The sequence below is a fragment of the Catenuloplanes japonicus genome, from assembly GCF_000717135.1.
In the GTDB taxonomy this organism is placed as follows: Bacteria; Actinomycetota; Actinomycetes; order Mycobacteriales; family Micromonosporaceae; genus Catenuloplanes; species Catenuloplanes japonicus.
This window is the reverse complement of record NZ_JNXY01000008.1, coordinates 33330-52828: the sequence shown is the minus strand read 5'-3', so window position 1 is coordinate 52828 and position 19499 is coordinate 33330. Positions and strand designations below refer to the sequence as shown.

The following is a 19499-nucleotide window of genomic DNA, read 5'->3' as shown; positions in this document are numbered from 1 at the left end:
CGGGCGAGGACCGAAGCTCACACCGGGCCGGGGCCCATGCGGGCGGCTGGTGTGAGCGGCGCATAGTGGACCGCATGAACGCGATCTCCGTGCGCGGGTTGCGCAAGACCTACGGCGGCACCACCGCCGTGGACGGGCTCGACCTGGAGGTGCACGCCGGCGAGATCTTCGCGCTGCTCGGGCCGAACGGGGCCGGGAAGACGACCACGGTGGAGATCCTGGAGGGCTTCCGGAAGCGGGACGCCGGCGAGGTCACCGTGCTCGGCGAGGACCCGGCCGCGCCGAGTGCGGCGTGGCGCGGGCGCGTCGGCCTCGTGCTGCAGGGCACCGGCGAGTTCGACAACCTGACGGTCCGCGAGATCGTGCACCACTTCGCCGGCTTCTACCCGGACGCGGACGACCCGGACGCGGTCATCGCGCGCGTGGGGCTGGCGGAGAAGGCGCGGGCGCGTACCCATGCGCTCTCCGGTGGTCAGAAACGCCGGCTGGACGTGGCGCTCGGCATCGTGGGCCGCCCGGAGCTGCTGTTCCTGGACGAGCCGACGACCGGGTTCGACCCGGAGGCGCGGCGCGAGTTCTGGGAGCTGGTCCGCGATCTGAACGCGGGCGGCACCACGATCCTGCTGACCACGCACTACCTGGACGAGGCGGAGGCGCTGGCCGCACGCGTCGGCGTGATCGCGGCGGGCCGGCTGGTCGAGGTGTCCACACCGGCCGATCTGGGCGGGCGGCAGGACGCGCTGCCCACGGTCACCTGGCGCAACCCGGCGGGCGGGCTGGTCCACGAGCGGACCGCGACTCCGACCGCGCTGGTGAGCCGCCTGGCCGGCGAGTTCGGCGGCGAGGTGCCCGGACTCGCGATCAACCGCCCCACGCTGGAGGACATCTACCTCCGGATGATCGAGACAGAGGCCGCGAAGTGAAGCTCGCTCTCCGCCAGGGCCGCCTGGAGACCCTGCAGTTCCTGCGCAGCCGCGAGTCCGTGGTGTTCACGCTCGGCTTCCCGGTGATCATGCTGGCGATCTTCGCCTCGATCTTCGGCGGCACCGAGATCGACGGCGGCGTCACGCTCACGCAGTACTTCGTGACCGGCATGATCGCGACCGGCCTGATGACGGTCAGCTTTCAGAACCTCGGCATCTGGATCCCGATCGAGCGCGACCGCGGCGTGCTGAAGCGGTACCGGGGCACGCCGATGCCGAAGTGGGTCTACTTCGCCGGCAAGGTCCTGATGATCCTCGGGATCGCGATCGCCGAGACCGTGGTCCTGCTGCTGATGTCCGTGCTGTTCTTCGGCCTGGAGCTGCCGTCGACGGCCGCGCGCTGGCTCGCGTTCGGCTGGGTGTCGTTGCTCGGCATCACCGCGTGCACGCTGCTCGGCATCGCCATCTCGTCGCTGGCCCGCACGTCGCGCAGCGGTTCGGCCGTGGTCACGCCGATCGCGCTGATCCTGCAGTTCACGTCCGGCGTGTTCCTGGTCTTCACGTCGCTGCCGGGCTGGATGCAGTCCGTCTCCGCGATCTTCCCGCTGAAGTGGATGTGCCAGGGCCTGCGCTACGTCTTCCTGCCGGACTCGTTCGCCGCGCAGGAGCCGGCCGGGACGTGGGAGCTGGGCCGGATCGCGCTGGTGCTGGGCCTGTGGTGCGTGGCCGGGCTGGCGCTGTGCCTGACCACGTTCCGCTGGACCGCGCCCCGCGAGGGCTGATCCGCTTCTCGCTCTGAAGGCGACCACCCACGGGTGGTGAGCCCGCGGGAGCATGCGGACCGCAACCACGGCGAAAGCGGGAAAATCTGCTCTTGTTCGCTCCGCTATACCCCCATGTGTATAGTCGCGCGGCATGACGATCGCCACCGCGTTCCTCGCGTTGCTGGAGAGCAGACCCCGGCATGGGTACGACCTGAAGCACGCCTATGACCAGCACTTCGGGCACGACCGCCCGCTGCACTACGGGCAGGTCTACACCACGCTGGCGAAGCTGCTGCGGACCGGACTGGTCACGGTGGACGGTGTCGAGGCCGGCGGCGGGCCGGAGCGCAAGCGGTACGCGGTCACCGAGGCCGGCGTGACGGACGTGCAACGCTGGCTGGACGAGCCGGAGAGCCCGCAGCAGTACCTGCAGAGCGACCTCTACGCCAAGGTCATCGGCGCGCTGCTGACCGGCCGGTCCGCGACCGCGGTGCTGGACGCGCAGCGCGAGGAGCACCTGGCCGCGATGCGCGAGCTGACCCGGCGCAAGCGCGGCGGCGACCTCGCGGACCGGCTGATCTGCGACCACGCGCTGTTCCACCTGGACGCGGACCTGCGCTGGCTGGAGCACACCGCGACGCAGCTGGACGCGCTCGCGGCGGCGGTGCGGGCATGAGCGACGCGTTGCTGATAGCCGAGGGGCTGCACAAGGCCTACGGCGAGACCGTCGCGCTGGACGGCGCGGACCTGGTGGTGCACGCGGGCGAGATCGTGTCCGTGATGGGCCCGTCCGGCTCCGGCAAGTCCACGCTGCTGCACTGCGCGGCCGGGCTGACCCGGCCGGACGGCGGCGACGTGGTCTACGACGGCCGGGTGGTCTCCGCGCTCGACGACGGGGAGCGCAGCGCGCTGCGGCGGCGCGAGTTCGGCTTCGTGTTCCAGTTCGGACAGCTGGTGCCGGAGCTGACCGCGCTGGAGAACGTGGCGCTGCCGCTGCGTCTGGACGGCATGCGGCGCCGCCCGGCCGAGCGTCGCGCCACCGCGCTGCTGGAACGGCTGGAGCTGGCGGAGAAGGCCCGGTCGCGGCCGGGCCAGCTCTCCGGCGGGCAGCACCAGCGCGTCGCGGTGGCCCGTGCACTGGTGGCCGGACCCAAGGTGATCTTCGCGGACGAGCCGACCGGCGCGCTCGACTCGGTCGCCGGTGAGCGCGTGATGGAGCTGCTCACCACGGCCGCGGTGGAGGCCGGCGCCGCGGTCGTGCTGGTCACCCACGATGCGCGGATCGCGGCGTACGCGGACCGCGGCATCGTGGTGCGCGACGGCCGGTGCGCCCGATGAGGCTGCTCACCGGGCTGGCGCTGGGCATGCGGATGGCGTTCGCGGGCGGACGCCGGGGCTGGGCGCGCACCGCGCTGGCCGCGGCCGGGGTCGGGCTGGGCGCGGCGGTGCTGCTGCTCGGCGCGTCCGTGCCGGTGATGCTGGACGCGCGCAGCGCACGGCTGGACGGCCGGTCCGACGGCATGCTCGGCACGGCACAGCCGGCGCGCGGCGACACCGCGCTGATCACCACCGTCTACACCGAGTGGGACGGCCGGGAGGTGTTCAACCGGCTGATCTGGCCGGAGTCGGACCGCGCGCCGCTGCCACCCGGCCTGACCGCGTTCCCGGGCGACCGCCAGATGTACGTCTCCCCCGCGCTGCGCACCGCGCTGGACGGTCCGGGCGGCGACCTGCTACGCGCGCAACTGCCCTATCAGGTCGTCGGCACGATCGCGCCGGTCGGCCTGTCCGGCCCGCACGAGCTGGCCTTCTACGCCGGATATCGCGACCTGGAGACGATGACCGGGGTGAACCGCGTCGCGGGCTTCGGCGGGAGCGAGGACTCGGTGCCGCGCACCGGCGTCTACCTCTTCATCGTGGTGGTGCTGGCCGGCGTGCTGATCCCGGTCACGATCCTCATCGGCGCGGCGCTCCGGTTCGGCGCGGACACCCGGGACCGGCGGCTGGCCGCGATCCGCCTGGCCGGCGCGGACAGCCGGATGGTGCGGCGCATCGCGGCCGGGGAGAGCCTGGTGCTGGCGCTGACCGGGCTGGCCCTCGGCGCGCTCCTCTTCCGGCTCGTCAGCCTCCAGGCCGGGCGGATGGTGTTCCTCGACATCAGCGTGTTCCCGTCGGACGTGCGTCCCGCGCCGCCGCTGGGTCTGCTCGCGGTCGTGGTGGTGCTGGTCATGTCGGCCGGGATGACGCTGCTCGGCCTGCGCGGCGTGGAGATCGAGCCGCTCGGTGCGGTGCGCCGCGCGGAGGTCTGGCACGGACGGCTCTGGTGGCGGCTGCTGCCGCTCGCGCTCGGGCTGCTGCTCATCCATCCGGTCTTCACCGGGCCGGTCCGGGACGAGTCGCAGATCAGCCTCGGCGTGATCGTGCTGATCGGGGCGCTGATCCCGCTGGTGCCCTACCTGGTGCCGGCCGTGGCCCGGCTGGCGCCCGGCGGACCGGTGTCCTGGCAGCTCGCCGCGCGGCAACTGCGGCAGAACCCGCTGGCCTCGACGCGCGCGGTCACCGGCATCGTGGTCGCGGTGACCAGCGCGATCGCGCTGCACTCCGCGCTTGCCGCGGTGTCGTTCCAGCGGGAGAGCCGGATCAACCCGGACTTCCCGGCGTACAGCGTCATGATCCCGGGGACGCTGACCATGGCGGACCTGCCCCGGCTGACCGCGGCGTACGCACGGCTGGACGGCGTCCGGGCGGGCACCACCGGGTACTACACGATGCTCGGCGACGGCGACCAGCGGTACGGCGACCTCGTGATCGGCGACTGCGCGGCGCTGCGCATCATCGCCGCGCTGGACCGGTGCGCCGACGGCGACACGTTCGTGATCGGTGACCCGCTCGGCGCGCCACGCGGCGCGATCACGGTGGAGGGACGTGAGGGCGACCGGGTCGCGTGGACCGTGCCGGACGGCCCGCGTCCGGTCCAGGGGCTCCGGGACTACTACTCCAGCCAGTCGGAGCTGCTGGTGACGCCCGGGGCCGCAGCCGGCCTGACCGGCAGGACGCCCCGGTGGGTCGACACGTCGATCGCGCTGGAGCCCGGTAGCCCGCCCGACACCGGCCGCCGGGTGCGTGCGGTCGCGGCCGGCATCGACCCGTTCGCCCAGGTGACCGCGTTCGTCCCGGAGGAGGCCGAGGACCGCTGGGCCGCGGTCCGGACCGCGGTGAACCTCGGCTCCACGCTGGTGCTGCTGCTGATGGGCCTCGGCCTGCTGCTCGACGTCGGCGACCGGCTGCACGACCGGCGCCGCCTGCTCGGCGTGCTGGCCGCGATCGGTGCACGGCGCCGCACCGTGGTCCGGTCCGTGCTGCTCCAGGTCATGGTGCCGCTGCTGACCGGCCTGGTGCCGGCCGTCGCGGCCGGCGCCGGGCTCGGGGTGGCCCTGATGAAGGCGGCCATGATCCCGATCCACCTCGACGCCGCCGCGATCATGGGCCCGGCCGGCGTCGGCGTCGGCCTGGTGCTGCTCGCGACCGCCGCCGTGCTGCTTCCGCTGGTCCGCCACGTGATGCGCACCGAGGAACTGCGTTACGAGTAGTCGTAGAAGCCCTTGCCGCTCTTCCGGCCCAGCTCACCGGCGATCACCATGCGCTGCATGAGCTCGGGCGGGAAGAACTTCGGGTCGCCGGAGTCGGTGTGGATGTTGCGGGCCGCGTGCAGCAGCACGTCCACACCGGTCAGGTCCGCGGTGGCCAGCGGGCCCATCGCGTGGCCGAAGCCGAGCCGGCAGGCCTCGTCCAGGTCCGCGGCCGAGACCACGCCGGACTCGACCAGCTTCACGGCCTCCACCACCAGCGCGGAGATCAGCCGGGTGGTCACGAAACCGGCGATGTCCCGGTTGACCACGATGCAGGTCTTGCCGATGCCCTCGGCGAACGCGCGCGCGGCGGCCAGCGCCTCGTCCGACGTCCGGTGCCCGCGGACCAGCTCGCACAGCTTCATCATCGGCACCGGCGAAAAGAAGTGCGTGCCGACCACGGACTCGGGCCGGGACGTCACGGCCGCGATCTGCGTGATGGGGATGGCGCTGGTGTTCGTGGCCAGCACCGCGCCCGGCTTGCACACCTCGTCGAGCGTGCGGAACACGTCCTGCTTGACCTCGAGCCGCTCGAACACGGCCTCGACCACGATGTCCGCCTCCGCGGCCGCGCCCAGGTCCGTGGTGGTGGTGATCCGGGACAGCGTGCCGGCGGCGTCGTCCGCGGTGATCCGGTCCTTGGCGACGAAGCGGTCCAGCGAGGTGCGGATCGAGGCCACGCCGCGGTCCACGGCCGCAGGCGTCAGGTCCCGCAGCGTGACCTGCCAGCCGGCCTGCGCGGCCACCTGCGCGATGCCCGATCCCATCAACCCGGCCCCTACGACCGCGAGTCGACCCGTCACGTCACCCTCCCTTGAACGATCACTAAGGAGACCTTACGTGAATCGGACTTTGGAAAACCCCGGGTCCGCCCGGGATCTTCCGGGGCAAGATGGGCGCATGCCAGAAAGCACCGGCTGGTACCTGGCCGGGCCCCTGATCGCGTTCGTGCTCGTCTGCATCATGGCCGCGGTGCTGCGCTGGGCGCTCAACCGTGACACCGACTCCCGCGGCGAGACGCTGCTGTCCGCGCTCGACCGGGAGATGGACGAAGGGCTCGGCCTGCTCGGCGGCCAGGACTTCGGCCTGCTCACCCCGGCCGCGACCGCGGACGACGACGCCACGGCCGAGGAGTTCCGCACGCTGCTGTCCGCCGCCGGCATCCGCGCCACGGTGGCCGGCGCGCGGGACGGCCGGCTGCTGGTCCTGGTCTTCCCGGAGGAGCTGACCCGGGCCCGCCGGCTGGTCGGTCAGTAGTCGATCTCCTCCGGCCCGGCCACGCGGCGGACCTCCACGCCGAGCGCGCGCAGGTCCGCGACGAAGTTCGGATAGCCGCGGTCGATGTGGTGCACGTGGCCGACCTGCGTGACGCCCTCGGCGCACAGGCCCGCGATGACCAGGCCCGCGCCCGCCCGGATGTCGGTGGCCCGCACCGGCGCGCCGGAGAGCCGCTCACGGCCCCGGACGACCGCGTGGTGGCCGTCGGTCTTGATGTCCGCGCCGAGCCGGGCCATCTCGTTCACGAACATGAAGCGGCCGTCGAAGATGTTCTCCGTGATCAGCGACGCGCCCTCGCTCACCGAGGCCAGGCCGATCGCCATCGGCAGCAGGTCGGTGGCGAACCCCGGGTACGGCAGCGTGACGACGTCGACCGAGCGGGGGCGCGCGTCCATCCGTACCCGGAAGGAATTCTGCTCCTTGTGCACGTCGCACCCGGCGGTGATCAGCTTGTCCAGCGCGACGTCCAGGAACCCCGGGTCGATCCCGGTCACGGTCACGTCCCCGCGGGTCATCGCGGCCCCGTAGGCCCAGGTCCCGGCCACGATCCGGTCGCCGATCGCGGCATGGGTGACCGGCCGCAGCGCGGGGACGCCCTCGATCCGCAACGTGGACGTGCCCGCGCCCTCGATCCGCGCGCCCATCGCGGTCAGCATGTCGCAGATGTCCACGATCTCCGGCTCACGCGCCGCGTTGTCGATCTCGGTGACGCCCTTGGCCAGCACCGCGGCCATCAACAGGTTCTCGGTCGCGCCGACGCTCGGGAAGTCCAGCCATATGGTGGCGCCGCGCAGCCCGCCGGCCGCGGACGCGATCACGAAGCCGTGCTCGCCGGTGATGTCCGCGCCCATCCGGGCCAGGCCCGCCACGTGCATATCCAGGCCGCGCGAGCCGATCGCGTCGCCGCCCGGGTGCGCGACCCGCACGTAGCCGCAGCGCGCCAGCAGCGGCCCCAGCACGGCGATCGACGCGCGCAGCCGCCGGACCAGGTCGTAGTCCGCCTCGGTGCCCGGCCGCTCCGGCACGTCGATCACCACCTCGCGCACCGGCGCGGACCCGTCGCCGTCGTCCACGAAGTCGACCGTGCAGCCGAGCCGGCTCAGCACCTCCGCCATGATCGCGATGTCGGTGATCCGCGGCACGTTGGTGATCACGGAGCGGCCCGGCGCCAGCAGCGCCGCCGCCATCAGCTTGAGCGCGCTGTTCTTCGCACCGGCCACCCGCACCTCACCCGCGAGCCTGGCCCCACCGAACACCTCGATCTGATCCACGCACGCCATCGTAGGGAACCGTAGGGTTGGCGGCATGGCCGTTCATCTCACGCGCATCTACACCCGGGCCGGCGACGGTGGCAGCACCCGGCTGGTCAACAACGAGCTGGTGCCGAAGACGTCCCCGCGCATCGCCGCCTACGCGGACGTCGACGAGACGAACGCCGCGATCGGCGCCGCGATCGCGCTCGGCGCGCTCCCGGACCCGATCCGCGAGGTGCTGGTCCGCATCCAGAACGACCTGTTCGACGTGGGCGCCGACCTGGGCAACCCGATCGCCGCCGAGCCGCCCGAGTTCCCGCCGCTGCGGATCACCGAGGAGTACGTCACCCGGCTCGAGACCTGGTGCGACCGCTTCAACGAGGACCGCGAGCCGCTGACGTCCTTCGTGCTCCCCGGCGGCACCCCCGGCGCCGCACTCCTGCACGTGGCCCGCACCGTCACCCGCCGCGCCGAGCGCGCCACCTGGGCCCTGATGGAGGCCGACCCCGAGCGCACCGGCCCGCTCCCCGCCAAGTACCTGAACCGCCTCTCCGACCTGCTCTTCATCCTGTCCCGCAGCGCCAACCCGTCCGGCGACGTCCTCTGGAAGCCCGGCGGCGAGTAGCACGCCCACCAAGGCGCCTCCCGCACCGTCGGCCGGGCCCGCCACTCGCATTGGGTGCGGTTCCGGACCGCGCCGCGAGGCAGGAGCGCCGCCACTCGCGACCCACTATTTACGGAAATATCGGGCACGGAGTGCCCGCTGTCCAGTACTGACCGCCCTTCCTGAGGCCAAGAGCCCAGCAATCCAGGCAGTAACGGACCGCGACATTGAGTCGATCAAGACGGAATGTACGGGGGAGTGGTTATCCGGGCCGGATAACCACTCCCCCGTACATTCGACGGTCGATCTTGCGACCCCATAGATCCATCGCGTGCTGCCCGAGCAGAAAAATGCCGAAATATCGGGCGCGCAGCGCCCGAGCCTCGCTCGCTCTTCTCACGCACAGCTACCCCCACCCACACAGCACATCCCCCCGGTACGCAGCACGCTCTTGATCTTCGAGTGCGGACCACCCACAGAGGTGACCGCCTGGCTGCCCCGTATGCCGTCGACCCGCCCGCAGGGGTGCAGATCATCGGCAGGGCCGCCACCAACGCTCCGGCGGCAACCCGCGTGACGCAAGCCTGAACCCGACCACGACACACCCGGCGCCGGCCCGCGATACGCAACCCTCAAAACCCGACCAGCCACGGACCCGCCGCCGATCAAAGGAAAGCGCCCACCTGAACGCGAGGACCATGCAGCCGCCACCGATGAGACCAAAGCTGGCGGCCCTGCCGATGATCTGCTCGGCTTGTCCCGGGTCGATGGCATCGGGGCAGCCAGGCCACGCCAAACTCAACCACCCACGGATCTTGAGGAAGTGCAGTTGAAGCGCCTTTCCGCTGCCCCGGTGTCGGAGGCTCCCGCCGGAGGCCCGCCGGAGGCAAAAACCGCAACCAGACCACCCAGACCGCTAAAGCACGAAATTTCGGGCACGGAGTGCCCAGCCTTCAACAAGACGACGCTACCGCCAGGATTGAGGGCTACTTTTTCACGAAGTTTCGGCACGGAGTGCCCGCCGATAGCCGGGCGACGCTATCGAGACCTGCTATCTACCGAAATTTCGGGCGCGCCAGCGCCCGCCCCCTCAGCCCTCGAACCGGCGGCGAGCCGCGCCAGCCCAGGCCCCGCTGCTTTTCGGTGACCACAGCGAAACCGGCTCCGATCGGCGGGCCGAAGCGGAGCGCCAGCGGAGTCTTCGGCACGCCGGAGGTTTGCCCGCGGGAGCATGCGGGCTGCACCACGCTGGAAGCGGGAAAACGAACTGGATCTTGGTCTTGATCTTCGCGCAGCGTGCAGCGGGCTGACCGGCGCAGGAGCGTCAGCGGCGTCAGGGGCGGGGTCTGGGGTCGTCCCCAGGCAAGCTCGAGCGCCCGCGGGAGCATGCGGGCCGCACCACGCCGGAAGCGGGAAAACGAACTGGATCTAAATCTTGGTGAGCCACGGCGGCGCTGTGTCAGCGCTCGAAGGAGCGCCCCGAGCGACGAGTCGCGACCTCGCCCGGAGGCGCCGACTCGAGCCAGGAGAGAAACCCGGTCACCGTCGTCTCCGCCATCGCGATCTCGATGGGCTCCTGCGTCGGCCAGGAGCAGCGCAGGATGACCCAGTCGGCGGGCAGGGAGAAGGATTCCTGACCGGCCGGCGTGCGGCGGGAGATGATGACCAGGCCGGCGCGGGTGAGCGTGCGTTTGGGGCGCAGCGCGAAGCTGAAGATGCGGTACCAGCGCAGCTCGGGGCCGACAAAGCGGCCGAGGCCGTTGGACCAGCCGCGCTCGGGCACACTGACGGAGGTGCGCACGCTGAGCCGGATCGTGCCGCCGGCCCGGATGAACAGGGCGCGGCGGAGGATCAGGAAGCCGACGGCGGCCAGCAGGACCAGGACGCCGAATCCGATCCACTCCACGATCAGCATCGGCGTCGTCAGGTCAGTGTGCCGCGGTGGCGGGCGCGGCCGTGGCCGCCTCTTCGGCGAGGATCGTGACGCCGGTTCCGGTGATGGAGAGGAACCCTCCGGTCACGTCCCACGTCAGCTGCTCACCGCCGGCGAGCTTCACGCGCACCTGGGAGGGCTCCTTGAGCTGGCCGAGCAGTGGAGCGTGCCCCGGGAGGACCCCGAGCTCGCCCTCGGTGGTGCGGGCGACGACCATCTCGGCGTCTCCGGACCACACCTTCTTCTCGACGGCCACGACCTCGACATGCAGCTGCTTAGCCACGCCAGACTCCTCGTCAACCGGCCGACCGGTGGGTACCACCGACCCAGGGGACGGACCGCCGGGGATTGCCCGAGTCTAGTCGGGCCTTGTGTGACGGCCTAACCCGGGTGGTGCGCGTTACACGCTGTTCATGACACGAGTTCGGGGTGTTCCGCGAGGTACGCCGCCGTGCGGTCCTCGGCGACCGCGGCGAAGAACTCGTCCGCGACCGGGCGGAGTTCCTCGCCGCGGTATCCGGTGCCGTGGCCGACGGACGCGCCGGGCAGCTGGATCGTGGTCAGGTCGTCCGGGCGGAGGTGCCGCAGCGCGATCACGTAGTCCATCAGGCCGTGCCCGCGGCCGCTGAACGTCAGCGACTCGCCGGCCGCGCGCAGCACCCGGTCCAGCCGCAGCGGGTCGGTGAGCAGGCCGGAGTCGGTGGCCTGGGCGAGCACGGCCTTGAGGAACTGTTTCTGGTGCCGTTGGCGGCCGTAGTCGCCCTGGGCCAGGCTCTTGCGCTGCCGGACGAAGTCGAGCGCCTCCCAGCCGTTCATGTGCTGCTCGCCGACCTCGTAGGCCTTCTGCGGGCCGTAGCCGGGGCGCAGCGTGCCGTTCGGCGCGCGGTGGATGGAGAGCGTGCGCTCGTCCACGTACATGTCGACGCCGCCGAGCTCGTCCACCACGGCCTCGAAGCCGCTGAAGTCGATGATCGCGCCGGCCTCGAAGCGCGGGATACCGGTACGTTCGACCACGGTGCGCGCGAGCAGCTGGAACCCCTGTGCGTTGTCGATCCCGCCGGTGTCCGGGACCCGGCTGCCGTACGACATGGCCGCGTTGAGCTTCTCCGTGCTGCCGCCGAAGCCGGCCTTGGCGAACGCGGGGATGTCCACGATCAGGTCGCGCGGCAGCGAGAACAGGAACGCGCGCTCGTGCGACTCCTCGATGTGCAGCACCATGATCGCGTCGGCGAGCGGCGGGCGGGGTGCCTCGGCCGGCCGCGGGTCGATGCCGACCAGCAGCAGGTCGAGCGGGCCGTCGATGTCCACGCTCTCGGATGCCGGCGTGCGCGTCTTCCCGTACTCCGGGTTCGCGGTGGCGACGGCCAGCGGGGCGAAGTCGTCGGAGTCACCGAACAGGTCTGCGGTGACCACGCTGCCCTCGTAACGCTCCTGCAGCACGCTGACGCCGATCACGACGAGGCCGCTCAGCACCAGCAGCGCGACGCCGAGGAACGTGCAGAAGCGCACCCAGCGCGAGGTCCCCTTCACCACCGCAGGTTACCCATATTTGACGAAAAATAGTCACATGAGGGTAAAAAGAGGGCCCCGCCGGAGCGGGGCCCTCAGGGTGACGCTGTTTACTTCATCAGCTCGTGCGCGTTGCGCTCGAGGTCCTCGAGACCGCCGCACATGAAGAACGCCTGCTCGGGGAAGTGGTCGTACTCGCCCTCGGAGATCTTCTTGAACGACTCGATGGTCTCCTTCAGCGGAACCGTCGAGCCCGCGACGCCGGTGAACTGCTCGGCGGCGTAGGTGTTCTGCGAGAGGAAGCGCTCGATCCGGCGGGCGCGGCCCACCGTGACCTTGTCCTCCTCGGACAGCTCGTCCATACCGAGGATGGCGATGATGTCCTGCAGGTCCTTGTACTTCTGCAGGATCCGCTGCACCTCGCGGGCGACCGAGTAGTGCTCCTGGCCGACGAACTCCGGCGCGAGCAGCCGCGAGCTGGAGGCCAGCGGGTCCACGGCCGGGTAGATGCCCTTGTCCGAGATCGACCGCTCAAGGTTGGTCGTCGCGTCCAGGTGGGCGAACGTGGTGGCCGGCGCCGGGTCGGTGTAGTCGTCCGCGGGCACGTAGATCGCCTGGAGCGAGGTGATGGCCTTGCCCCGGACCGAGGTGATGCGCTCCTGCAGCAGACCCATCTCGTCCGCCAGGTTGGGCTGGTAACCCACGGCGGACGGCATGCGGCCGAGCAGCGTGGACACCTCGGAACCCGCCTGGGTGAACCGGAAGATGTTGTCGATGAAGAGCAGCACCTCCTGGTTCTGGACGTCGCGGAAGTACTCCGCCATGGTCAGCGCGGACAGCGCCACCCGCAGGCGGGTGCCCGGCGGCTCGTCCATCTGGCCGAAGACCAGCGCGGTCTTGTCGAGCACGCCGCCCTCGTCCATCTCCAGGATGAGGTCGTTGCCCTCACGGGTGCGCTCGCCGACGCCGGCGAAGACGGAGGTACCGCCGAAGTTGCGGGCGACACGGATGATCATCTCCTGGATGAGCACCGTCTTGCCCACGCCCGCGCCGCCGAAGAGGCCGATCTTGCCACCACGCACGTACGGCGTGAGCAGGTCCAGCACCTTGATGCCGGTCTCCAGCATCTCGGTCTTCGGCTCGAGGTCCGCGAAGGCCGGGGCCTTGCGGTGGATCGGCCAGCGCTCCGTGATCTCCAGCGTCGACTCGTCCGCGTTCAGGAACTCGCCGAGCGCGTTGAAGACGTGGCCACGGGTCACGTCACCGACCGGCACCGAGATGCCCGCGCCGGTGTCCTTGACCTCGGCGCCGCGGACCAGGCCGTCCGTCGGCGCCATCGAGATCGCCCGGACGATGTTGTTGCCCAGGTGCTGCGCGACCTCGAGCGTCAGCGTCTTGGCGCCCGAGGAGAGGGTCACCTCGACGTGCAGCGCGTTGTAGATTTCAGGCATCGCGTCACGCGGGAACTCGGCGTCGACGACCGGGCCGATGACCCGGACGACGCGACCCACGGCGGTCTGCGGCTCAACAACAGCAGTCATCACTCATCACTTCCCGCCGCCGCCAGCGCGTTGGCGCCACCGACGATCTCACTGATCTCCTGGGTGATCGCGGCCTGCCGCGCGGAGTTCATCTCGCGCGTGTAGGTCTTGAGCAGCTCGTCCGCGTTGTCCGAGGCGCTCTTCATCGCCCGCCGCCGGGCTGCCCACTCGCTCGCGGCCGAGTCCAGCAACGCCGCGTAGATCCGCGTGTTGATGTACTTCGGCAGGAGCGCGGCCAGCATCTCCTCCGGCTCCGGCTCGAACTCGTACGACGGCTTCGGCCCGCCCTCGCGCTTCTTCTCCTCCACCTGCATCGGCGCCAGGAAGCGCGAGCCGGCGGACTGGGTCATCAGCGACTTGAACGAGGTGCTCACGATGTGGATCTCGTCCACACCGCGAATGCCGTCCGGGCCGTAGGTCGTCTCCGTGTCGTCGGCACCGGCCTCGAACGCCGCCAGCAGGCTCTCGCCGATCTTGCGGGCGTCCGCGAACGTGGGCTCGCCGGAGAAACCGGTCCAGCTGGCCTCGACCGGACGGCCGCGGAACGTGTAGTACGAGAGGGCCTTGCGGCCGACCACGTACAGCGCCACGTCCTTGTTGTCCGCGCGAAGCCGCGAGATCAGTCCCTCGGCCGTCCGGATCGCGTTGGCGTTGTAGGCGCCGGCCAGGCCCCGGTCACTGGTGATGAGCAGCACGCCGGCCCGCAGCACCCGGGGGCGGGGCTGCAGCAGCGGGTGGTCGATGCTGGCGTTCGAGGCGAGCTCGGTGAGCACACCGGTGATCGCCTCCGCGTACGGCTTGGCCGCGGACTGCCGCTCCTGCGCCTTGGCGATCTTGCTGGTCGCGACCAGCTCCTGCGCCTTGGCGATCTTCTTGGTGGACCGGACCGAGCGAACCTTACGGCGCAGCGCCTGTACCTGACCGGCCATGCCTAGCTCTCGTCCGAGTCGACGTGCCGGGTGACGGTCTCGCGGCTGACCTTGTCGTCACCGAGCGCCTCGGCCGGAGCCTCGTTCACCCGGGTGCCGGTGGCACCGCTCTGGAAGAGCTGCTTGAACTCGGCCACGCCGGTCTTCAGCGACTCGATCGCCTCGTCCGACAGCTTGCCGGTCGACGCGATGCCGGTGACGACGTCCGCGCGGTGCTGACGCAGCCACTGCAGCAGCTCCCGCTCGAACCGGCTCACGTCGGCGATCTCGACGTCGTCCAGCTCGCCGGTGGTGCCGGCCCAGATGGAGATCGTCTCGTCCTCGACCGGATACGGCGAGTACTGCGGCTGCTTGAGCAGCTCGACCAGACGGGCACCGCGCGCGAGCTGGTTGCGCGACGCCTTGTCCAGGTCGGAGGCGAAGGCGGAGAACGCCTCCAGCTCGCGGTACTGCGCCAGGTCCAGACGCAGGCGACCGGCCACGCCCTTGAGGCCCTTGACCTGCGCCGCGCCGCCGACCCGGGACACCGAGGTGCCCACGTTGATGGCCGGGCGGACACCGGAGTTGAACAGGTCGGACTCCAGGAAGATCTGGCCGTCCGTGATCGAGATGACGTTGGTCGGGATGAACGCCGAGATGTCCGACGCCTTGGTCTCGATGATCGGCAGACCGGTCATCGAGCCCGCGCCCAGCTCGTCGGAGAGCTTCGCGCAGCGCTCCAGCAGGCGGGAGTGCAGGTAGAAGACGTCACCCGGGTAGGCCTCGCGGCCCGGCGGACGGCGCAGCAGCAGCGAGATGGCACGGTACGCCTCGGCCTGCTTGCTCAGGTCGTCGAAGACGATCAGAACGTGCTTGCCGTTATACATCCAGTGCTGGCCGATCGAGGAACCGGCGTACGGCGCGATGTACTTGAAGCCGGCCGGCGCGTCCGCGGGGGCGGCGACGATGGTGGTGTACTCCATCGCCCCCTTCTCCTCGAGGATGCCCTTGACCGTGGCGATGGTCGTGGCCTTCTGGCCGATGGCGACGTAGATGCAGCGGACCTGCTTCTTCGGGTCGCCGGACAGCCAGTTGTCACGCTGGTTCAGGATCGCGTCGAGCGCGACCGTGGTCTTGCCGGTCTTGCGGTCACCGATGATCAGCTGACGCTGGCCCCGGCCGATCGCGGTCATCGAGTCGATGGCCTTGATGCCGGTCTGCAGCGGCTCCTTCACGGGCTGCCGCGACATGACGTTCGGCGCCTGGAGCTCGAGCTCGCGGAAGCCGTCGGTCTCGATGTCGCCCTTGTCGTCGATCGGCTCGCCGAGCGCGTTGACGACGCGGCCCAGGAAGCCGTCACCGACCGGCACGGAGAGGACGCGGCCGGTCCGCTTGACCGGCTGCCCCTCCTCGATGCCGGTGAAGTCGCCGAGAACGACGACACCGATCTCGCGGGCCTCCAGGTTCAGGGACACACCCAGGGTGCCGTCCTCGAACTCCAGCAGCTCGTTGGCCATCGTCGAGGGCAGACCCTGGACATGTGCGATTCCGTCGCCCGCATCGCTGACGATGCCGACCTCCTCGCGGGAGACCTCGGGCGTGTAGGACGAAACATAGCGCTCGAGCGCACCCCGGATCTCATCCGAGGAGATGGTCAGCTCGGCCATCCTCAGCCTTCTCTACTCTCGTCTCGGCGCCGTCCCCACCAGCGCGAAAACGCGCACGGAATGAAGGGCTTCCGAGGGAACGGACCTACTTGGCGAATGCCTTGCGGGCTTCGGTGAGCCGCCGCAGAATCGTGCCGTCGTACAGGTCGGAGCCGACCTTGACACTGATGCCGCCGACGATGGCCGGGTCGACCGTGACCTTGAGGGACACACCCCGGCCGTACAGTTCGGACAACTTGGCGGCCAGCGCCTGCTCGTCGGCCTCGGCGAGCGGGCGTGCGACGGTCACGTACGCGAGGTCGCGGTCCTGACGGTCCGCGGCCAGCTCGACCAGGCGGTCCAGCGATGCCACGAAACCGCGCCCGCCGAACCCGGACAGCGCCACCTCGACCAGGCGGACCGTCACCGGCTTCGCCTTGCCGGACAGCAGCTCCCGGACCAGCTCCGTCCGGCGCGCGGCCGGGACGGAGTTGTCGGCGAGCGCGCCGCCGAGAGCCTTCTCCGCGGAGACGACCTTGGCGAACCGGAACAGCTCGTCCTCGACCTCGCCGAGCTCACCGGCGGCGGACGCGCTGATCAGCAGCGCGTCGACGCCGGCCTGCTCGACCGCGGTCAGGAACTCCGCCGGCGAGGACCAGCGCCCGGAGACGAGCGTGGTCAGCACCGTGAGGGCCGGTGCGCCCACCTTGCCGGAGAGCAGCGAGCCGATGAGCTCGGTGCGCTGCGCGACCGGGGTGGACGAGTCGGACAGCGCACGCCGCAGCCGGGGCTCGCCCGACAGCAGACGGGCGACCGCGAGAAGTTCGTCGCCCAGCACGGCGACGTCCGCCGCGGACGCCGTGGAGGCGTACGCGGTCAGCTCGTCCGTCGCCGCGGCATAGGACTCGCGGTTGCTGTTCGACATCAGCGCCGACCCCCCGACGCGGCCGGCGCGTCGATCTCGGCGATGAAGCGCTCGACCGTGCCCCGGCTGCGCGCCTCGTCGGCGAGCGACTCGCCCACGATGCGACCGGCCAGGTCCACGGCGAGCGTGCCGATCTCGGAGCGCAGCTCGCGGACGAGCTGCTCGCGCTGGGTGCGGAGGTTCTCCTGCCCGGCCGCGATGATGCGGTCGGACTCCTCACGCGCCTTGGCCAGGACGTCCTGACGGATCGCCTCGGCGTCGGCACGCGCCTCGTCCCTTATGCGGGCGGCCTCGGTCCGTGCGTCGGCGAGCTGTGCCTTGTACTGCTCCAGCAGCTCGTTCGCCTCGGCCTGTGCGGCGTTGGCGCGCTCGATGCCGCCCTCGATCGCCTCGACCCGGGCCTTGAACGTCTCCTCCATGCGTGGGAAGACGAACTTGGCCAGGACGAACAGGATCACAGCGAAGGCGACGACACCGACGATGATTTCGGAGACCGGCGGAATCAGAATGCTTCCGCCGTGCTCCTCAGCAGCGATATAAGAGGTCATAACACTCCCATCTGGCCGGTGATCCGTCGTTCCCGGTGATCACCGAATCGACTCCGCGGCGACGCGGAGACCGTCGAGGTGTTCGTTCAGCCCTGCTGTGCGAACGCGAGCACCAGGCCGAGGAGCGCAAGCGCCTCCACCACGGCGAAGCCCATGAACATGTAGACACGGGTCAGACCGGCGGTCTCGGGCTGACGGGCGGTCGCCTGGATGTAGGCGGCGAAGACCAGGCCAACGCCGATACCCGGGCCGAGGGCAGCGATGCCGTAGCCGACGACGTTGATGTTGCCGCCGATTTCGGCCAGGACGGTCGTGGTCTCGGTGATCATGCTGTGAATCCTCCTGAGTTGCCGCGTACGAGTTACGCGAACGATTAAGGCGAATACTTACTTTTGCGAAAGCTTGGGCTTCGGGGCGCGATCAGTGCGCCGGGTCGACCGAACTCTGCAGGTACGTCGCCGTCAGCAGCGTGAAGACGTACGCCTGCAGCGAGAGGATGAACAGCTCGAAGAGGGTCATCACGATCGCCATGCCCCAGCTGAGGACCGCGACCGGCTTGAGGAACACCGCGTCCGCGTTCATCAGCGCGACACCGCCGAGCGTGAACACCAGCAGGATCATGTGGCCGGCGAACATGTTCGCGAAGAGTCGGATGGCCAGCGTGGCCGGGCGGAGCAGCAGGACCTGGAACAGCTCGATCGGCACCAGGATCGGCTGCACCCACAACGGCGCGCCGGACACCCAGATGCTGCTCTTGATGTAGTGACCCAGGCCCTGGGCCTTGATGCCGACCGCGAAGTACAGCACGTAGGTGAAGAGTGCCAGCGTGATCGGGAACGCGATATGCGAGTTCGGTGAAATCTGCGCGAACGGGACGATGCCCCAGAGGTTGTTCAGCAGGATGAACACGAACAGCGTGGTCAGGTACGGCGCGAAGCGCACGCCGTGCTTGTTGCCGATGATGTCCTTGGCGATGCCGTCCCGCACGAAGCCGTAGACGGACTCGGCGATCCACTGGCCCTTGGTCGGCACGACCTTCGGACTGCGGTACGCGACCAGGAAAAAGACGATCAGGATTGCGACGGACAGCCAGACCAGCAGCGTGATCTTGGTGACCGCCTGCGCCCACATCGTGCCTTCGAGCGCCGGGACCAGGGTGCCGAAGTCGAAGCTCTCCACCCCGGGCGGGAACTCCGCGGCGAGAACGTTCGGGGACTTACTCAACGCATCCTCCGTCGGTCGGGGCCGTTCACGCGCCCAGCCTCTTCACGATCAGATAAACCCCGGCGATGGTGCCGCCGATCAGCCCGATCAGCAGTCCCACGTCCGGCAGGCCAAGCCATCTGTCGACCAGCCAGCCCGCGCCGCCCCAGATGATCATGCCGCCGAGCAGGTAACCGACCGCCGACCAGCCGGCGTCCGCCCCGGACTCAGGCTCAGGGGGTTTATTGGGTGAAGGGTCATCGGCCATGACGCGGCGAACGATATCAGCCGCTGGCAGGAGGCTAGGACTCACCCCCCACACAACGCAGTCGTGTGGTTTCGCGGGGGTCCTGCTCAATCGTTGGACACGGTACTCCCCGCGGCCGGGAACCGGGAGAGGACTCGCCAATTTCCGACAACGGTCACCTGAAGTGCCTAGTCGGACACCATCTGAGGGGGGACGGCGGGCAGTCTCATGGACGACCAGATCTGCGCGGATATCCAGATCGTCATGGCGCAGATCATGGCGATCGTGGTCATCCGCACACCGGCCCAGTCCTTGTCCACCACGACCAGCAGCACCAGGCCGAGCAGCGTGATCTTGAAGACATAGGTGGCCAGGCCGACGGTCAGCACCAGCTTCGGCATGACGGAGTCGGCCCAGGCGATCGCCAGGTTCGACACGAGGTAGCCGCCGGCCATCAGTCCCACGCCGAGCAGCGCACCGAGCAGGCCGGCGCGTCCGTCGACCACCTGGCCGACCACGGCCAGCACCACGGCCAGCACCGCGGTGGCGGCGAGCGGCCACCAGATGTGACCCAACCGAACGATCATC

The 19499-nt window shown here is 70.1% G+C and carries 21 protein-coding genes; 7 read left to right on the top strand and 14 right to left on the bottom strand.

What is annotated here, in order from left to right; translation table 11 throughout:
• Window positions 1–65 precede the first annotated feature (65 nt).
• The 5 genes from OP04_RS14525 to OP04_RS14505 all read left to right on the top strand — a co-directional run bounded on the left by OP04_RS14525 (window position 66) and on the right by OP04_RS14505 (window position 5277).
• The gene (locus OP04_RS14525) at window positions 66–923 is read left to right on the top strand and encodes an ABC transporter ATP-binding protein (protein ID WP_033340199.1); all 858 of its coding nucleotides are present in this window, start codon (window positions 66–68) and stop codon (window positions 921–923) included.
• Window positions 920–1705 (top strand): ABC transporter permease, encoded by a 786-nt coding sequence (locus tag OP04_RS14520; RefSeq protein ID WP_033340198.1) that lies wholly within the window; start codon window positions 920–922, stop codon window positions 1703–1705. The genes OP04_RS14525 and OP04_RS14520 overlap by 4 nt, the downstream gene beginning before the upstream one ends.
• 133 nt (window positions 1706–1838) lie before the next feature.
• Window positions 1839–2363 (top strand): PadR family transcriptional regulator, encoded by a 525-nt coding sequence (locus tag OP04_RS14515; protein WP_033340197.1) that lies wholly within the window; start codon window positions 1839–1841, stop codon window positions 2361–2363.
• Window positions 2360–3025, top strand: a complete 666-nt coding sequence (locus OP04_RS14510) for an ABC transporter ATP-binding protein (protein WP_033340196.1) — start codon at window positions 2360–2362, stop codon at window positions 3023–3025. The genes OP04_RS14515 and OP04_RS14510 overlap by 4 nt, the downstream gene beginning before the upstream one ends.
• Window positions 3022–5277 (top strand): FtsX-like permease family protein, encoded by a 2256-nt coding sequence (locus OP04_RS14505; RefSeq protein ID WP_033340282.1) that lies wholly within the window; start codon window positions 3022–3024, stop codon window positions 5275–5277. The genes OP04_RS14510 and OP04_RS14505 overlap by 4 nt, the downstream gene beginning before the upstream one ends.
• On the opposite strand, the gene OP04_RS14500 is transcribed toward OP04_RS14505, so the two are convergent.
• A complete protein-coding gene (locus OP04_RS14500; RefSeq protein ID WP_033340195.1) occupies window positions 5268–6119 on the bottom strand; it encodes a 3-hydroxyacyl-CoA dehydrogenase family protein in 852 nt (283 codons plus the stop codon). The genes OP04_RS14505 and OP04_RS14500 overlap by 10 nt on opposite strands.
• A gap of 97 nt (window positions 6120–6216) precedes the next feature.
• On the opposite strand from OP04_RS14500, the gene OP04_RS14495 reads away from it, so the two are divergent.
• The gene (locus tag OP04_RS14495) at window positions 6217–6573 is read left to right on the top strand and encodes a hypothetical protein (RefSeq protein WP_033340194.1); all 357 of its coding nucleotides are present in this window, start codon (window positions 6217–6219) and stop codon (window positions 6571–6573) included.
• Here the strand turns inward: OP04_RS14495 and murA are convergent.
• Window positions 6567–7874: a UDP-N-acetylglucosamine 1-carboxyvinyltransferase gene (gene murA, locus OP04_RS14490; RefSeq protein WP_198153829.1), complete on the bottom strand. Its 1308-nt coding sequence runs from the start codon at window positions 7872–7874 to the stop codon at window positions 6567–6569. The two genes, OP04_RS14495 and murA, sit on opposite strands and share 7 nt — an antisense overlap.
• 25 nt (window positions 7875–7899) lie before the next feature.
• Between murA and OP04_RS14485 the strand changes: the two genes are divergently transcribed.
• On the top strand, window positions 7900–8472 hold the full coding sequence (locus OP04_RS14485) for a cob(I)yrinic acid a,c-diamide adenosyltransferase (RefSeq protein WP_033340192.1): 573 nt from the start codon (window positions 7900–7902) through the stop codon (window positions 8470–8472).
• 1438 nt (window positions 8473–9910) lie between these two features.
• Here the strand turns inward: OP04_RS14485 and OP04_RS14480 are convergent.
• From OP04_RS14480 to OP04_RS14425, 12 genes are all read right to left on the bottom strand, one after another.
• On the bottom strand, window positions 9911–10366 hold the full coding sequence (locus tag OP04_RS14480) for a DUF2550 domain-containing protein (protein ID WP_033340191.1): 456 nt from the start codon (window positions 10364–10366) through the stop codon (window positions 9911–9913).
• A 13-nt stretch (window positions 10367–10379) separates the two neighbouring features.
• Window positions 10380–10667 (bottom strand): F0F1 ATP synthase subunit epsilon, encoded by a 288-nt coding sequence (locus OP04_RS14475; RefSeq protein WP_033340190.1) that lies wholly within the window; start codon window positions 10665–10667, stop codon window positions 10380–10382.
• A 128-nt stretch (window positions 10668–10795) separates the two neighbouring features.
• On the bottom strand, window positions 10796–11914 hold the full coding sequence (locus OP04_RS14470; protein WP_232323594.1) for an LCP family protein: 1119 nt from the start codon (window positions 11912–11914) through the stop codon (window positions 10796–10798).
• A gap of 89 nt (window positions 11915–12003) precedes the next feature.
• Window positions 12004–13434 carry a F0F1 ATP synthase subunit beta gene (gene atpD, locus OP04_RS14465; protein ID WP_033340189.1) on the bottom strand — a complete coding sequence of 477 codons (1431 nt, stop codon included), beginning with the start codon at window positions 13432–13434 and terminating at the stop codon, window positions 12004–12006.
• Window positions 13434–14363, bottom strand: a complete 930-nt coding sequence (locus OP04_RS14460) for a F0F1 ATP synthase subunit gamma (protein WP_033340188.1) — start codon at window positions 14361–14363, stop codon at window positions 13434–13436. Before OP04_RS14460 ends, atpD begins: the two co-directional genes overlap by 1 nt.
• Window positions 14364–14365: 2 nt before the next feature.
• A complete protein-coding gene (gene atpA, locus OP04_RS14455) occupies window positions 14366–16009 on the bottom strand; it encodes a F0F1 ATP synthase subunit alpha (protein ID WP_033340187.1) in 1644 nt (547 codons plus the stop codon).
• Window positions 16010–16094: 85 nt separating this feature from the next.
• Window positions 16095–16916 carry a F0F1 ATP synthase subunit delta gene (locus OP04_RS14450; RefSeq protein WP_033340186.1) on the bottom strand — a complete coding sequence of 274 codons (822 nt, stop codon included), beginning with the start codon at window positions 16914–16916 and terminating at the stop codon, window positions 16095–16097.
• Window positions 16913–17461, bottom strand: a complete 549-nt coding sequence (locus OP04_RS14445) for a F0F1 ATP synthase subunit B (RefSeq protein ID WP_033340185.1) — start codon at window positions 17459–17461, stop codon at window positions 16913–16915. Before OP04_RS14445 ends, OP04_RS14450 begins: the two co-directional genes overlap by 4 nt.
• 86 nt (window positions 17462–17547) lie before the next feature.
• Window positions 17548–17790, bottom strand: coding sequence for an ATP synthase F0 subunit C (gene atpE, locus OP04_RS14440; protein WP_033340184.1), 243 nt, complete (start codon window positions 17788–17790; stop codon window positions 17548–17550).
• 91 nt (window positions 17791–17881) lie between these two features.
• A complete protein-coding gene (gene atpB, locus OP04_RS14435; RefSeq protein WP_033340183.1) occupies window positions 17882–18685 on the bottom strand; it encodes a F0F1 ATP synthase subunit A in 804 nt (267 codons plus the stop codon).
• A 25-nt stretch (window positions 18686–18710) separates the two neighbouring features.
• On the bottom strand, window positions 18711–18932 hold the full coding sequence (locus tag OP04_RS14430; RefSeq protein ID WP_033340182.1) for an AtpZ/AtpI family protein: 222 nt from the start codon (window positions 18930–18932) through the stop codon (window positions 18711–18713).
• A 167-nt stretch (window positions 18933–19099) separates the two neighbouring features.
• Entirely contained in the window at window positions 19100–19498 is a 399-nt protein-coding gene (locus OP04_RS14425) for a hypothetical protein (RefSeq protein WP_033340181.1), read from the bottom strand.
• Between the last annotated feature and the right edge of the window lies 1 nt (window position 19499).

Excerpts from the sequence above, each read along its gene's own strand:
- OP04_RS14515 (WP_033340197.1), top strand. The coding sequence starts at position 1,839 with ATGACGATCGCCACCGCGTTCCTCGCGTTGCTGGAGAGCAGACCCCGG.
- OP04_RS14510 (WP_033340196.1), top strand. The coding sequence starts at position 2,360 with ATGAGCGACGCGTTGCTGATAGCCGAGGGGCTGCACAAGGCCTACGGC.
- OP04_RS14505 (WP_033340282.1), top strand. The coding sequence starts at position 3,022 with ATGAGGCTGCTCACCGGGCTGGCGCTGGGCATGCGGATGGCGTTCGCG.
- OP04_RS14495 (WP_033340194.1), top strand. The coding sequence starts at position 6,217 with ATGCCAGAAAGCACCGGCTGGTACCTGGCCGGGCCCCTGATCGCGTTC.
- murA (WP_198153829.1), bottom strand. The coding sequence starts at position 7,874 with ATGGCGTGCGTGGATCAGATCGAGGTGTTCGGTGGGGCCAGGCTCGCG.
- OP04_RS14485 (WP_033340192.1), top strand. The coding sequence starts at position 7,900 with ATGGCCGTTCATCTCACGCGCATCTACACCCGGGCCGGCGACGGTGGC.
- OP04_RS14480 (WP_033340191.1), bottom strand. The coding sequence starts at position 10,366 with ATGCTGATCGTGGAGTGGATCGGATTCGGCGTCCTGGTCCTGCTGGCC.
- atpD (WP_033340189.1), bottom strand. The coding sequence starts at position 13,434 with ATGACTGCTGTTGTTGAGCCGCAGACCGCCGTGGGTCGCGTCGTCCGG.
- OP04_RS14460 (WP_033340188.1), bottom strand. The coding sequence starts at position 14,363 with ATGGCCGGTCAGGTACAGGCGCTGCGCCGTAAGGTTCGCTCGGTCCGG.
- atpA (WP_033340187.1), bottom strand. The coding sequence starts at position 16,009 with ATGGCCGAGCTGACCATCTCCTCGGATGAGATCCGGGGTGCGCTCGAG.
- OP04_RS14445 (WP_033340185.1), bottom strand. The coding sequence starts at position 17,461 with ATGACCTCTTATATCGCTGCTGAGGAGCACGGCGGAAGCATTCTGATT.
- atpE (WP_033340184.1), bottom strand. The coding sequence starts at position 17,790 with ATGATCACCGAGACCACGACCGTCCTGGCCGAAATCGGCGGCAACATC.
- OP04_RS14430 (WP_033340182.1), bottom strand. The coding sequence starts at position 18,932 with ATGGCCGATGACCCTTCACCCAATAAACCCCCTGAGCCTGAGTCCGGG.
- OP04_RS14425 (WP_033340181.1), bottom strand. The coding sequence starts at position 19,498 with ATGATCGTTCGGTTGGGTCACATCTGGTGGCCGCTCGCCGCCACCGCG.